12 protein-coding genes are annotated in these 14795 nt (G+C 32.5%); 6 read left to right on the forward strand and 6 right to left on the reverse strand.

Annotation, left to right across the window (positions count from 1 at the left end; translation table 11 throughout):
• Window positions 1–108: 108 nt before the first annotated feature.
• The 3 genes from pta to Q0975_RS24000 all read left to right on the forward strand — a co-directional run bounded on the left by pta (window position 109) and on the right by Q0975_RS24000 (window position 4519).
• Window positions 109–2202, forward strand: a complete 2094-nt coding sequence (gene pta / locus Q0975_RS23990; RefSeq protein ID WP_299441868.1) for a phosphate acetyltransferase — start codon at window positions 109–111, stop codon at window positions 2200–2202.
• Window positions 2203–2222: 20 nt separating this feature from the next.
• Complete coding sequence (locus Q0975_RS23995; RefSeq protein ID WP_299441871.1) at window positions 2223–3407, forward strand: acetate kinase; 1185 nt, start codon at window positions 2223–2225, stop codon at window positions 3405–3407.
• Between the two features lie 248 nt (window positions 3408–3655).
• The gene (locus Q0975_RS24000; protein WP_299441874.1) at window positions 3656–4519 is read left to right on the forward strand and encodes a type IV pili methyl-accepting chemotaxis transducer N-terminal domain-containing protein; all 864 of its coding nucleotides are present in this window, start codon (window positions 3656–3658) and stop codon (window positions 4517–4519) included.
• A gap of 227 nt (window positions 4520–4746) precedes the next feature.
• Here the strand turns inward: Q0975_RS24000 and Q0975_RS24005 are convergent, their stop codons facing one another.
• The 3 genes from Q0975_RS24005 to Q0975_RS24015 form a co-directional block, all read right to left on the reverse strand.
• Complete coding sequence (locus tag Q0975_RS24005; protein ID WP_299441877.1) at window positions 4747–4935, reverse strand: hypothetical protein; 189 nt, start codon at window positions 4933–4935, stop codon at window positions 4747–4749.
• A gap of 96 nt (window positions 4936–5031) precedes the next feature.
• Complete coding sequence (locus Q0975_RS24010) at window positions 5032–5220, reverse strand: hypothetical protein (RefSeq protein ID WP_299441880.1); 189 nt, start codon at window positions 5218–5220, stop codon at window positions 5032–5034.
• A 96-nt stretch (window positions 5221–5316) separates the two neighbouring features.
• Window positions 5317–5511: a hypothetical protein gene (locus tag Q0975_RS24015; RefSeq protein WP_299441883.1), complete on the reverse strand. Its 195-nt coding sequence runs from the start codon at window positions 5509–5511 to the stop codon at window positions 5317–5319.
• A gap of 395 nt (window positions 5512–5906) precedes the next feature.
• Here Q0975_RS24015 and Q0975_RS24020 point away from each other — a divergent pair, with 395 nt between their 5' ends.
• The gene (locus Q0975_RS24020) at window positions 5907–7832 is read left to right on the forward strand and encodes an endonuclease (protein WP_299441886.1); all 1926 of its coding nucleotides are present in this window, start codon (window positions 5907–5909) and stop codon (window positions 7830–7832) included.
• Between the two features lie 1122 nt (window positions 7833–8954).
• A complete protein-coding gene (locus Q0975_RS24025; RefSeq protein WP_299441889.1) occupies window positions 8955–10427 on the forward strand; it encodes a hypothetical protein in 1473 nt (490 codons plus the stop codon).
• Window positions 10428–10664: 237 nt separating this feature from the next.
• On the opposite strand, the gene Q0975_RS24030 is transcribed toward Q0975_RS24025, so the two are convergent.
• From Q0975_RS24030 to dnaN, 3 genes are all read right to left on the reverse strand, one after another.
• Window positions 10665–11441: a type 1 glutamine amidotransferase domain-containing protein gene (locus Q0975_RS24030; RefSeq protein ID WP_299441892.1), complete on the reverse strand. Its 777-nt coding sequence runs from the start codon at window positions 11439–11441 to the stop codon at window positions 10665–10667.
• Window positions 11442–11531: 90 nt separating this feature from the next.
• Window positions 11532–12101 (reverse strand): Crp/Fnr family transcriptional regulator, encoded by a 570-nt coding sequence (locus Q0975_RS24035; protein WP_299441895.1) that lies wholly within the window; start codon window positions 12099–12101, stop codon window positions 11532–11534.
• A gap of 211 nt (window positions 12102–12312) precedes the next feature.
• Window positions 12313–13431, reverse strand: coding sequence for a DNA polymerase III subunit beta (gene dnaN, locus Q0975_RS24040; RefSeq protein WP_299441898.1), 1119 nt, complete (start codon window positions 13429–13431; stop codon window positions 12313–12315).
• A 401-nt stretch (window positions 13432–13832) separates the two neighbouring features.
• Here dnaN and Q0975_RS24045 point away from each other — a divergent pair, with 401 nt between their 5' ends.
• Window positions 13833–14765 carry a VPGUxxT family thioredoxin-like (seleno)protein, type 2 gene (locus Q0975_RS24045; RefSeq protein ID WP_299441901.1) on the forward strand — a complete coding sequence of 311 codons (933 nt, stop codon included), beginning with the start codon at window positions 13833–13835 and terminating at the stop codon, window positions 14763–14765.
• The last annotated feature ends 30 nt before the right edge of the window (window positions 14766–14795 follow it).

Raw genomic sequence — 14795 nt, forward strand, 5'->3', positions numbered from 1 at the left:
GTAAAATTAATACTATTTTTAAGCGTAACAGGATAACTATTTCTTGTTGTGACTGGTTGTACTATTTTAACAGTATTACCATATCTTTGTGCCACCAAATTTAAATACATGAGTAAAGCCGTTTATATTGCTACTATTGAACCTAATAGTGGTAAATCCATTGTAGTTCTAGGATTAATGAGAATGTTGCTTGGAAAAGTAGCTAGAGTAGGATATTTCAGACCTATTATAGATGATCCTAAAGAAGGAGAAATAGATAATCATATTAATACCGTAATATCTCATTTCGAGTTAGATATTAATTTTAAAAACACCTATGCTTTTACCAGAAGTGAAGTGCTTCAAAAATATAATCAAGGTAGATCTGGAGCAATTATAGATGGGGTTATTGAGAAATATAAAAACCTCGAGGAGAAGTTTGATTTTATTCTGGTAGAAGGAACAGATTTTTCTGATGAAGGAAGTATCATCGAATTTGATATTAATATAATCATTGCAAAAAACCTGGGAATTCCATCTATTATTGTAGCAAGTGGTGTAGATAAAACTAATGAAGAAATAGCAGGTAACCTGAAACTGGCATACGATACTTTTACCAGTAAAGATGCGGAAGTAGTTGCTGTTGTTGCTAATAAAGTAGAGAATGGTTGCGAAAAAGAATTAAAGACAGCATTGGAAAAAGATTTCGAAGAAGATGTTGCACAAATTATCATTCCTAAGATTGGTTCTTTGATTAATCCTACAATTAAAGAGATTGTAAATGAATTAGATGGTAACGTTCTCTTTGGGAAAGAGTTTCTGAATAATCAAGCAGGTAGTTTTGGAGTAGGAGCCATGCAATTGCGTAACTACCTAACACATCTTAAGGATAATAGTTTAGTAATCACTCCTGGTGATCGCGCAGATATTATTTTAGGTGTTTTACAAGCTAATATATCTGACAATTATCCTAAGATTTCTGCAATTATACTTACCGGAGGAATCATACCAGAAGAACCAATCCTTAAATTGATTGAAGGTGTTTCTCTCTCGGTTCCAATTATATCGGTACCACAAGGAACTTTTTCTATTACAAATAAGATAGGTGCTATTAGATCTAAGATTTATGCGGATAATCATCAGAAGATTAACACTTCCATTAGCACATTCGAACAATTTGTTGACGCGGATAGCTTAGTAGATCCTTTAATTACTTTCGAATCTGATAGTTTGACTCCAAGTATGTTTCAGTATAACTTACTAAAACGTGCCTTGAAACATAAAAAACATATCGTTCTGCCAGAAGGTTCTGACGAGAGAATTCTAAGAGCAACATTTAGGCTACAAGCATCAAACGTGGTAGACATTACATTAATAGGAGATGAAAAGAAAATTAAAAGTAAGGCTACTAAACTGGATATCCCTATAGATTTTAGTAAAGTAAATGTCGTTTCGCCAATACACTCTCCATACTTTGATGAGTATGTAGAGACATTTTATGAATTGCGAAAACATAAGAATGTGAATATGGATATGGCCAAAGATATGATGGCAGATGTTTCTTATTTTGGTACCATGATGATTTATAAAGGACACGCTGACGGAATGGTTTCTGGAGCAGTACATACTACGCAACATACAATCAGACCGGCATTACAGTTTATTAAAACCAAACCAGGTGTAAAAGTTGTGTCTTCCGTGTTTTTTATGTGTTTAGATGATCGGGTTTCTGTGTTTGGAGATTGCGCAATTAATCCGAACCCTAACGCAGAGCAATTAGCAGAAATTGCAATTTCATCAGCGCAATCAGCCGCTGCATTTGGTATTGAACCAAAAGTGGCAATGTTGTCCTATTCTTCTGGTACATCAGGAAAAGGAGAGGACGTAGAAACAGTAAGAGAAGCTACAAAAATTGTAAAAGAAAAACACCCAGAACTTAAAATAGAAGGCCCAATACAATATGATGCTGCCGTAGATATGAGAGTAGGACAAAGTAAACTTCCCAACTCCGAAGTTGCAGGACAAGCGAGTGTCTTGATATTTCCAGATTTAAATACCGGAAATAACACGTATAAAGCAGTGCAACGAGAAACCGGAGCTTTGGCTATTGGACCCATGCTTCAGGGATTAAATAAACCAGTAAATGATTTAAGTAGAGGATGTACTGTGGATGATGTTTACAATACAGTAATTATAACTGCAATTCAGGCTCAAGGGCTATAAAAAAATAGGAAAATTATACTATGCAAGTACTTGTATTAAATTCGGGAAGTTCATCCATTAAATTCCAATTATTCAATATGCCTTCAGCCCAAGTTCTCTGCTCGGGATTGGTAGAACGTATTGGATTAGAGGATGCTAAGATCAATTATAAAACAGATACTCAGAATATTGAAAAAGAAGTTCATATTCTAGATCATAAAACCGGTTTGCAATTGATAGCTTCATATTTGTTAGATGCTACTATAGGAGTGATTGCATCCGCTTCAGAAATTGAAGTAGTTGGACATAGAGTAGTTCATGGAGGAAGTACCTTTGCTAAAACAGTAGAGATTAATAATGAGGTAAAACAAAAAATAGAAAAACTTTCTGCATTGGCGCCACTTCATAATCCAGCTAATTTACAGGGAATTTTGGTTTCAGAGGAAATTTTTACACAAGCAAAACAAGTAGCAGTATTTGATACAGCCTTTCATCAAACCATGCCGATTGAAGCATACAAGTATGCAATTCCTAATTCTTTTTTAGAAGCGCATGATATAAGAGTATATGGTTTTCACGGAACCAGTCATAAATATGTATCAGAAAAGGCAATTGAATTTTTAGGAAAGCAAAACACAAAAATTATTACAATTCATTTAGGGAATGGGTGCAGTATGACCGCTATTAAAGATGGTAAAAGTATAGATCATACGTTGGGGTTTGCACCAATGAATGGATTAATCATGGGGACTAGATCTGGAGATATTGATCCAGCTGTGATTTTTTATATGGTACAATCGCTAGGATATTCTTTGGACGAGGTGAACTCATTACTTCAGAAAGAAAGCGGTATGTTAGGACTTACAGAATATAGTGATTTACGCGATATTGAATCGGAAGCAGAAAAGGGAAATATCGATTGTCAGCAAGCATTAGAAATGAATGCATATCGCATAAAGAAGTTTATAGGTTCCTATACGGCAATTATGAATGGAGTAGACGCAATTGTATTTACCGCTGGAATTGGAGAGAATTCTGATGTTATGAGAAAGTTAGTTTGTACCGAGTTAGAGTATTTGGGTATTGATCTAAATGAAGAAAAAAATAAGATCAGGTCTAAAGAGATTAGAGACATAAGTAGTACATCATCTAAGGTGAAAATACTTGTAATTCCTACAAATGAAGAATTGGAGATAGCCAAGCAATCTATGAGATTGTTAGACTAGTGTTTTGTTGATATTTATGCATACGTAAATTACGTAAAAACCTTACTGCATTGTGTTTTGTGATTTTTTATCGGGGAAATTTTAACATATAAAGTTTTTTTTAATGTTAAAATATACATATTTTTATTTCCCATTAGTCAGATAAAACTTACTTACTTAACGTTTACTTCCTACATTTTTGCGCTGTTTTTTAACTTTTTCTTTGAGGCTATTCTACAAGGAAAATAATAAACCTAAATCTATTTATTATGATTACAAACAACAATTTGAAAAGTGGTATTATTACATTATTGCTTATGGTATTTGGCTTCTCTACACAAGCACAACAAAACATTAAATTTGGAAATGTTTCTTTCAATAATGCTATTAACGTTGCGGGAAAACAAAGAATGCTTTCGCAAAAAATGTCCAAAGCATATCTATATCTGGTTTCAAATCCAAATGATATGAAGGCAAAAAAGGATTTGTTGACATCTAAAATTTTATTTGAGAGACAAAATGCTTTTTTATTACAAAACTCTAGAAACAAATTAACTTCTTCTAATATACAGAAGGTAAATGAGTTATTTTCCGATTTTAAAAAAATTTTAGAAACTACTCCAGGTTATGAAAATGCCAAGAAGATTACTGATCTCAATACTGATTTACTAGTGGCTGCTAATCGGACCGTAGTTTCTATTATAAACAATTCTAAGTTAATTACTAGTGCAACGGATGCTGAAGTTTTAGGCGATAATGTAAGTGCAGAAGATCGATTTGAGCTTCAAAATGTAATTAATGTATCGGGGAGACAAAGAATGTTGTCGCAAAGATTAGCATTATACTATTATGCTAATACAATAGCAGTAAATGATAAAGATATTACAAGAATATTGAGTAATACATTTAATGAATTAGAAGGAGCACTGACTAAACTTATGATATGTCAGTTTAATAATCCAGCGATAGATGAAAAAATTGGATTAGCACTTACTAAATGGGAGAATGTTAAAACCCAAAGAGAAAAATTAATGAATAAAACACTAAAGAAAGAAGAGGTTTATAAATTAAGTGATGAACTAACTATAGTGTTTAATGATATTACTAATCTTTATGAAAAAATAGATCTGTAATTCTTTTTACAGAAATCCAAAACCTATTGTATCAGGAAGTACAGAAGTAAGGTGTCTAGGATACCGTTTTTTAGACGCCTTATGTACTTTGTAAAGTAAACTTATACTAGGGTAAGGTTATTTTTTGATCTGTTTTTTTACGTAGAGAATTAAAAAGTTTAATTAAAAGCAAAAAAGGCAAACTTTTATAAGTTTGCCTTTTTTATTCTGAATGTTACTAATTATTATTAATAAAGCATGCATCCTCCCCATCCCCAAGGATCACATCGTCCTGGCTCGCAGAAACTGCCTCCTGGATAACTAATACGACACCTGTTATTACCGCAACAAGTGATACTTGTCATCGCACCTTTTATTGATCTTTGTTCTCCTTTGCTTAATTCTTGTACTCCTTTTAATTCTAAGATTTTTTTCATTGTGTAAAATATTTAAGTTAATGTAGATGTTACTTTTTATAATAATAAAGACAGACTAGTTAGGATTGCCTTTATCGGTTTTAAATTTTTACTATACTAATAAAAGATACATCTTCCCCAGCCATCACAATATCCTGGTTCGCAGAAGCTTTGATTTCCAAAACTTATAAGGCAACCTCTTCCACTTGGACAGCACGTAGCACGTCCTTGCCAAGCTCCTTTAATTGATTTTTGTTCTCCTTTACTTAATTTCTGGATTCCTTTTAATTCTAAGATTTTTTTCATTGTGTAAAATATTTGAGTTAATATGGATGTTATTTATTGAATTGAAAAAAGGCAGACTAATTAGGAATGCCTTTGTCTATTTTTAAACCATTATTTTTAATAGAGAATGCATCTATTTCCCCATCCATATGGATCACAGTATCCAGGTTCGCAGAAACTTCCTCCAGGGAAGCTGATCTGACAGCCTCTGCCAGAACTACAGCATGATACATTTCCCCAAGCACCTTTAATAGATCTTTGTTGGTCTTTGCTTAATTTTTGGATTCCTTGTAAATCTAAGATTTTCTTCATTGTGTAAAATATTTAAGTTAGTTCTTTAAAAGTAAGTGAAAATTCCCTAATTGTATTACGTGGAATGCGTTAAATAAAGGTGGTTTTTTTACAGGAATATTGCTGGTTTAATTGATGTTAAAGTAGTTATGAATAACTTTTAAATTCTTACTATTGAATCTTATGTATCAATATTGAAGTATAATTCCTATAGTGCCTTGTAAGAAACAACTTATTAACAAAGCTTATTTTTTGTAAGTTGCTGATTTTTAGCGCTTTGCTGTTGAGTAGAGGGCTAATAGATACATTGTCAACATATTGGGTAACGATTTAGTAACATGTGTCTATAGTTAGTTTAACAAAATAGTTTTAGCTTCGAGAGCGTTAAAATTTACTAAACTAACTCACAACACACAATGAAAAAGTTATTACTAATACTAGTGATGGGGTATTCCTTTACTAGTTTTGGTCAGGTACCATCTTATTATAATGATGTCAATCTTTCTTTATCTGGTCAATCCCTAAAAAATGAACTAACGACTAAAGTTACTAATACACAAACAAATACATTATCGTATACTCCTGGTGTTTGGGATGCACTAAAACAAACGGATCTTGATCCTACGAATCCTTCTAAAGTTGTTCTTATATATGGATTTAATGATACAGATGGGAATTCTACAACGGATAGAACAAGAGGAATAAATAATAATGGTGGAGGCTCTACAGATTGGAATCGAGAACATACATATCCAAAATCTTTAGCGAACCCTAATTTGGGAACTACAGGAGCGGGAGCAGATGCACACAACCTAAGACCTGCAGATGTGCAGAGAAACTCTAGTCGCGGGAGTCGGAAATTTGCTGATGGTTCTGGTAATTCTGGAACGACATCACAAGGACATTGGTATCCTGGCGACGAGTTTAAAGGGGATGTTGCACGGATGATGATGTTTATGTATATCAGATATGGTAACCGTTGCTTACCGTCTAATGTAGGAGTAGGAACAGCAGTATCTGGTGATACTAATATGATCCAGTTGTTTTTGGAATGGAATGCGGAAGATCCGGTTTCTCCATTAGAACTACAGCGAAATCCAGTTATCGAAAATTTACAGGGAAATAGAAATCCATTTATAGATAATCCTGCTTTTGCAACACAAATTTGGGGAGGACCACAAGCTGAAGATCGTTTCGGGAACACTGGAGGTGGAGGAAATACACTATGTAGTTCAACTATTACTTCTTTTCCTTACAGTGAAAGTTTTGAAAATACTTTTGGAGCCTGGAATCAAGCTACATCTGGAGATGACTTTAATTGGGCAACTCGTTCTGGCAGTACGCCATCTTCTAATACTGGTCCAAGTTCAGCTAATGCAGGTTCTTATTATATCTATATGGAATCTTCTAGCCCTAATTATTCTGCTAAAAGAGCAATATTATATTCACCTTGTTATGATATTACGAATGCGAGTCAAGCTTCCTTTTCATTTAAGTATCATATGTATGGTACTTCTGCAATGGGAAGTCTTGCTTTAGAGGCAAGCCTAGATGGAACCAACTGGACATCTATCTGGAATAAATCTGGAAATCAAGGAAACTCATGGCAGACAGCTTCAGTTAACTTAGTTAGTTATATAGGTGAAAAAGTACAACTACGTTTTAACGGAGTAACAGGAACCACGTGGCAAGGAGATATGGCTGTTGATGCAGTTAACTTTTCTACTTCTGGTACAGGTGGCGGTGGATCTACTACTAGTGATGTTACTCTAAGAATCACTTTTGATAACTATCCGGAAGAAACCAGTTGGGAAATAAGAAATGATAATAATCAGATTGTATTTTCTGGAGGAACTTATGGAGCTCAAGCCGATGGTTCTACCATTAACTTATCGAGAACGTTGGATTCTGGTTGCTATACATTGGTAGTAAAGGATGCATATGGAGATGGTATTTGCTGCAGCTATGGCAACGGTTCATATGAGTTAACAGATGCTAATGGTGGAGCACTTGCATCTGGAGGTTCTTTTGGATCTCAGGAAAGTAAAGATTTTTGTGTAGGCGGTGCCTCCAGGAATTTTTCAGATGATATTGTAAAGGAGGATATTCCTAATCCATTTAATTTTAGTTTGTACCCAAATCCAGTTATAGGAGAGGTAGTCATACAATTAGAAAATTCTGTAGAAGTGGACTACAAAATCATAAATAATATTGGTCAGGTTATAAAAACAGGAAAAGTTATAAAAGAACCGATTCAGCTTCATGGATTACCATCCGGAATGTATTTTATCTCTATTAATGACGGAAAACGAACAGTTACCAAAAAGTTTACAAAAAAATAATTTTAAAAGTATATAGTTTTATAAACCCTGTTTTTTTTAGAACAGGGTTTTTTGTTTCAGAAATTTTTTAAAAAATCAGAAAGAGATTTTATAGATATTAGCGACCTAATTGATAGGTATATCAACAACTTATAAAGTCTTCGTCTCTGGTTAAAAATTCTTGAATTTTCTGGATATAGGTTTTTAATATTTTCGATAAAATTTAAAAATTTGCATCTATGAAACAAATTGTTTTAGTATTAATCGTAAGCACTAGGTAATTTAGAAACAGGTACCTATATTTTTTCATTTCCATTTAAAAATACTGCCATATTAAAACAAATCATTGTTAGGTAATTTTTGAACTATAAATTTGATAAATAGGAGCCTGTTTATTGTTGTTTTTTATGTAAGAAATAGGGAATTTTCCAACTTTTAGGTAAATGAATTACGGTTTGTAAGTAGAATTTGAATAATTATGCTGTAAAATGATTTAGCTTTAGGGGGAAATTCCCCTTTTATTTCACGTTAAACTACTAGTATTTTACGATAAAATACACGTTTTTAGGGGTTTAAATGTTAAAATGTGATTTTTTTAACATATCAATGTAGGTGAATTCTTTTTGTGATCTATAGGTTTTACAATGCTTTGAGTTTTTTAGTGTTTTTTAAGCGTATTTTAATTATGGTTTTACCGTAATTTATTTTTTGCTTTTGTTTGTACATTGTAACTAAGAAAAATTATAAAGCGCTTTTTATTAGGTTTTTAATAATCCCAAAATAAAATTGATATGAAAAAAAAATACTATTTACTGGTTGACTTCTTATTACATTGGAAGCTAACTTTTCGCTAATTAAATGTACTCTTAAAACCAATTAATCCGGATCGAATTTTGGATTAATATGGAGACTTACCACTCAGCGATTATTTATTAATGATTATTTCTTGCTCATATTAACTCGCATTAATATTGAGTTGAATTCTAATAAAGTTTATAAAAGAAATTCTACAGATTAATATAGATACTCGTATTCGGATTGTGTTACTATATGCATGCCGCCTCGGAGTGGAAAATAAATCAATTATATACTATTCATTATGGTTTTATACCAAATAATGATAGCTTAAAATATATAAGAAGGATGAGTATATCTGCTAATTTTAATATGTTTTGTAACCAGTTGGAGGTTTCTGCAAAAAAGAAATCAATTATTTCACTTCGTTACAATTCAATAAGTAAAAAACTAAACAATGATTTTTGGAATATAAATACCAGCTATGGAGGTGTTTATGTAGGTTGCTATGGAAGAGAGACTGCAAATGATGGCATCAAAGAGGTTGATATGATCTTTGAGATGCCGTCTCATTTGCTGTTGCAATACGAAGAATGTGGAGGAAAATGCCAAGCCAGGTTTCTGGAAGATGTACGTAGATCAATAGCAACAATGTACCCTAAGTCAAATGTAGATAAAGAAAAACATATAATAAAGGTTCGATTTTCTGATGGAATGCATTTTAATGTATTACCCGCTTTTATTAAAGATGGCGGAGATTATATATGCGCAGATCTTACGGGTAACGGAATTTGGAATACTAAAAAGCCTATACACTTAATTGAAGCAATAAAAGAAGTGGATAAGGTTACAAATCATAACTTAACAAAGTTATGTAAAATGGCCAAAGCCTGGAAACAAAACTGCAAAGTTAGAATCAAAGATATATTGATAGATACACTTGCATATGAGTTTTTACGGTCTACTAAAAAAACATACGAATCATATTCGAATTTTGATGTTATGTGTCTGGATTTTTTTAAATTTTTGATGAAACAAGAGCCATCAAAAATAATTTGGAATGGAGTAGGGAACAGCCAACAGATTCATAATCCTGATAATTTTAGATACAAAGCTATTGTGGCGCACTTTAAAGCCGAAAATGCAATAAAGTTAGAAAATATTGGTAAAAAATGGAGTGCAAGACAGAAATGGAAAGAAATATTTGGATATAAATTTCCCGAGTCAGTTAAAATAGAATTACAAATTAAAAAACTATATGATAAAGCAATTATGCTATATAGTACCCAGAAAAAATGCGCACGTATTCTAAATCAAAGAGTCTTAACTTTTAAAGGACTACAGGTGTTAATGGCACTACTTATTGTGTCTGGAATATTAATTATCGGATATACAGAGAAATTTGATTTGGGATTAGGACTATTTACGCTCTCATCGGTGATGTTCGTGGTAATTCTATATTTTAAAAAATATAATTTAAAAGACATATCTATAAAACATAGGCAATCTGCATTGCGTACATTTTTGATAAAAGAAGAATTTCAGTCTTTGCTAAAAGCTCTTAATCGGAGTGATATTGATATATCTATAATAAGAAGTAGAAAAGAGGAATTAAAAAGGAAAATGTTTGATATGTATCAAGGTACTTCAAAATCCGTAAGTAAAAGATATTCTAACGCTATAGAAAAAATACAAGTTACTTCTAAGGTAAAAGAAAAATTACCAATGATAAGCTCTGGAAAAGTACAGATTCCTGTTTGGCAAAGTAATAAGTTTTATATGGAGAATAAAATTCAATGTCTAATGAATTATAAGAATTAGTAGAATTAAATTAGGTTTGATAAGTGGAAGATGATCCTTCTTTTTCAATGCTAAACAACAGTATTGAATTTGAAGGATCATTATATTTGCAACAGTATGGTAGTTACTTTTTATATATATAATAAGTATAGTTGTGCATTTAGGCTTTTCTAACCCAAAACTCGTCAGTTCGTTTTCTTCAATACTCGAGTTGATACTTATTAAAACGATTAACTTCTAAATGGGCAGTAGGCTATATTACTTTAATTGTCCCAATAACTTTTCAGCAACAAGTTCTGAAGAGGCTGGGTTTTGCCCTGTAATTAATAAGCCATCTTCTATAGCGTATGGACTCCAATCTGCTTCTTTAGAATATGTAGCTCCATTAGCTATTAACATATCCTCTACAAGAAAAGGTACTACATCGGTTAGTTGAACGGCTTCTTCTTCGGTATTAGAAAACCCTGTCACTTTCTTTCCGTTTACCAAAGGTGTTCCGTCAGTTTTTTTGGTATTCTTAAAAATGGCCGGAGCATGACATACAGCAGCTACTGGTTTGTTTTGATTATAAAAAGCCTCAATGAGTGCAATAGAGCTTTTATCTTCTGCTAAATCCCATAATGGACCGTGACCTCCAGGATAAAAAATTGCATCATAATCATTTGCGTTTATACTAGCTAGTTTGGTAGTATTAGCCAGAATCGTTTGTGTTTCTTGATCTCCGTTAAATCTTTTGGTAGCAGGTGTTTGGAAATCAGGCAATTCACTTTTTGGATCAATTGGCGGTTGTCCTCCTTTAGGCGAAGCAATAGTTATTTCTACACCCTTATCTTTCAAAAAATAATAAGGTGAAGCAAATTCCTCAATCCAAAACCCTGTCTTTTCTCCTGTATTTCCTAGATCGCTGTGACTCGTTAATACGAATAATACTTTTTTCATGTTATCTGTTTTTTTAATTATTTCTTTAGTAGTTGTGTGCTTTCCACATGAAGCAAATAGTAAAATCACTACTGCTATGCCTAAGATTTTTTTCATTTACAATCCTTTTGTTAATTCTTGTCTTTTATAGGATCAAAATTAAGGCAACTCAAAAAACAAAAAAATGATGTATGATAAGAAAAAGAATTAATTCCGGGCAATTTCTTTCCGTACTCTACTTAAACTTTCTGATGTGATTCCAAGGTAAGAAGCGATATGATAGTTTTTAACCAGCTGTTCGATGTTAGGGTACGTATTGACAAAATCGATATATTGTTCTTTGGCAGTTTTTGATAGATCACCGATAATTCTTTTCTGAAAGGAACCGATATAAGATTCAGTTTTTATTCTGAAGTAACGCTCTATGTTAGGGATTTTATCGAAAATCTCATTCATATCGTCTCTAGAAAGTCTTAGTAGTGTTGCGTCTTGGATACATTCAATCTGAAGAATTGCTTTTTCTTTTCTAAAGAATGCCGTGTAGTCACTAATCCACCAATCCGTAATTGCAAATTGTATCGTATGTTCTTTTGCAGTCTTATCGGTAAAAAAAGATCGCAAACATCCTTGTACCACATAATATTGATAATAAGCTGTATCGTTTGGGTGTAGTATAGTTTCCCCTTTTGTAACCATTATTTTTTTGAGCTTACTGCTAATCATCATTTTATTATGTTCACTTAGCGTCAAATCTTTGAAAATTTCTTGTAAGTTCATATAATATGGTTTCTAAATGATAGTTTTTTTGATACGGAAGTATGCGTATAAGAGTTAAGATTTTGCACAACATAAAAGTATTAAAAAAGACTGCTTTTTGCTAAATTAAAGTAACCTTATGTATATATGCTAATACAATTATATTTTAAACAAAAAGTCCAACTACATCACTGCAACTGGACTTTTATATTTTATAAGCTAGATAATTTTCTTAGCTATTCAGCATTACTGGCATCACAAGCATTGTCACACTTTCACCTTCATCCAATCCATCAGTAGGAGTAAGGATTCCTGCTCGGTTTGGTAAAGACATTTCTAGTTGTACATCATCTGCATTAAGATTGTTAAGCATTTCGCTTAAGAAACGAGAGTTAAAACCTATTTGCATATCATCTCCTTGATAATCACAAGTAAGACGCTCTTCTGCTTTATTAGAGTAATCAATATCTTCTGCAGAAATATTCAATTCTGCACCAGCTATTTTTAATCTGATTTGATGCGTTGTTTTATTAGAGAAAATAGAAACCCTACGAACAGAGTTAAGAAACTGTGTACGTGCAATAGTTAATTTATTAGGGTTCTCTTTTGGAATTACAGCCTCGTAATTTGGATATTTACCATCAATCAATCTACAGATCAACTGTGTTTCATCAAAGGTAAATTTAGCATTAGATTCGTTGTATTCAATCAATACATCAGTATCACTACCAGCCAATATACCTTTAAGAAGATTCAATGGTTTCTTAGGCATAATAAACTCAGCAGCTTGAGAAGCTTGTACATCTTCACGAGAGTATTTTACCAATTTATGAGCATCCGTAGCTACAAAAGTTAAACTTTCTGTAGAGAACTGAAAAAATACACCACTCATTACAGGTCTAAGATCATCATTACCTGTTGCAAAAATTGTTTTGCTGATTGCCGTGGCTAGAATATCACCCAAAAGTGTGGTTGAACTAGGATCTTCTAGTTCGACAGCCTTAGGGAATTCTTCTCCATCCGCATATGCTAATGCATATTTACCATGGTTAGAACTGATTTCTATAGTATTATTATCTCCCGCAACAAACGTTAGCGGTTGTTCAGGAAATGTTTTTAATGTTTCTAATAATAACTTTGCTGGTACCGCAATAATTCCTTCATCAGAAGATTCTACTTCTAGTTTAGCAGACATAGTAGTCTCCAGATCCGAAGCGGAAACGGTCAAGGAGTTATTGTCTAATTCGAATAAAAAGTTATCTAAAATTGGTAAAGTATTGCTGTTATTGATAACTCCACCCAATACCTGAAGTTGTTTTAATAAATACGAACTGGAAACTATAAATTTCACCCGTTTAATTTTTTGAGATTAGTACTGTTTTTACAGTAGCTATCATTTAATAGCTTACGCAAATATAATTGTAATCTGCAAGGATTTCATTATGCCAAAAACGTTAGTTATTAACAAACAGCTAGGAGTTATTGACTATACTTGATTAGATATAGGCATAAGGTTTAGCATGTAATTATAATATATTCCTAAATAAATCATTGGTAAATACTAAGTCTTCTAATTAAGTGTATATATCCAAAATAAAAAAACGATGCCTTTATAGTCTTCTTGGTTCATTGATTAATTGCTAAGCCTAAGTCACTGTTAGCTTTTATGAAAAATCGCGACCTACCCAGTGTAAAAGTCTTATTCAAATAATTATGTCGTTTAATTTTCAACTTACACTATTCATATTGTTTATGAGTAATTTACTCTTGGCTCAAAAAACTACGGATCCTTTCAGCCAAAGCGAGGAATTGGGAAAGGTACAATGGCTGCGTGACTATGATGATGCTATTGCGCTTGCCAAAAAAGAAAATAAAGACATACTAATTTTATTTCAGGAGGTTCCGGGTTGTAGTACTTGTCGTAATTATGGTCACAATGTATTAAATCATCCTCTAATGGTAGAAGCGATAGAAAATTCATTCGTACCGCTAGCTATATTTAATAATAAAGGTGGTAAAGATGCGCAAATACTTCGTAAGTATAATGAGCCTAGTTGGAATAACCCTGTAGTTCGTATTGTTAATAGCAAAGGTGATGACGTAGTAAATCGTATTGGGAATGACTATTCTGCATTGCGTTTATGCAAAAGCATACAGCAAGCTTTGATAGAAAAAGAGCAAATTATACCCGAGTATATCAATTTATTGGAGCAAGAGCTATCTGTTACCAATACTCATAAAACATATTATAAAATGTCCTGTTTCTGGAGTGGAGAAAAAGAGTTGGGTAAACTACCAGCAGTACTAAATACCGAATCAGGTTTTATTAATCATAGTGAAGTGGTAGAAGTTACTTATGACCCTAAAGAAATGACCAAAGCTGCATTAGATGCTTATGCAAAATCGAATAGCATGAGTCTGATTGATAATAAGCAATCTTATAGATCTTCGCCAAAGGATATTCACTATTATTTACAGCAGACCAAATTTATTTATTTACCACTAACAGAACTTCAAAAAACAAGAATTAATAGTGCTTTAGGTAATGGTCAACCTACAGAACATTTTTTAAGTCCTAAACAACAGAAATGGTTTAAAAAGATAACAAACAATAGTGAAGTTTTGTTTACCATAGATTTTACCAAAGCTTGGACAAAAAAAATGAAAGAACTTGGCGCTATTTAGTACGTGCTATTTTGTAATCTAGTAATTTGA

Source organism: uncultured Aquimarina sp. (genome assembly GCF_947500065.1).
Lineage (GTDB): Bacteria > Bacteroidota > Bacteroidia > Flavobacteriales > Flavobacteriaceae > Aquimarina.